The sequence below is a fragment of the Pseudomonas sp. 2822-17 genome, from assembly GCF_002742485.1.
GTDB lineage: Bacteria > Pseudomonadota > Gammaproteobacteria > Pseudomonadales > Pseudomonadaceae > Aquipseudomonas > Aquipseudomonas cyclaminis.
In genome coordinates this window covers 1-263 of sequence record NZ_LJRZ01000229.1, presented here as the reverse complement: position 1 = coordinate 263, position 263 = coordinate 1, and the positions used below count along the sequence as shown (strand labels likewise).

At 37.6% G+C, this 263-nt stretch carries 1 protein-coding gene; it reads right to left on the bottom strand.

The genetic code is table 11. From position 1 onward, the window contains the following. Positions 1-237, bottom strand: a 237-nt coding sequence (locus tag AOA60_RS01710) for a hypothetical protein (protein WP_143522352.1), incomplete at its 3' end; no start/stop codon positions are given. Positions 238-263 lie beyond the last annotated feature (26 nt).

Below are 263 nucleotides of genomic sequence, written 5' to 3'. Positions count from 1 at the left end.
ATCTTTTTCTGATAGCATTCTAGTAAACTCTTTATCAAGGCCCTCTTTTCTTCGTTCCTTTTCATTCACTTGATTTCGCAAACCATCCAATTCAACTCCCAAATCATGTAGCAGCTGTTTCTTATCTTTGAGTGTCGTCTCTAGATGGCGTAAGTTCTCCTGCTCTTGTGCCTTACTCCCAATCTCACCGTTGTATCTATCAATCTTTTTATTAATTTCCTCAATTGTATCCTTCATTTCTCGGAATTCGCCTAACTTCTTAT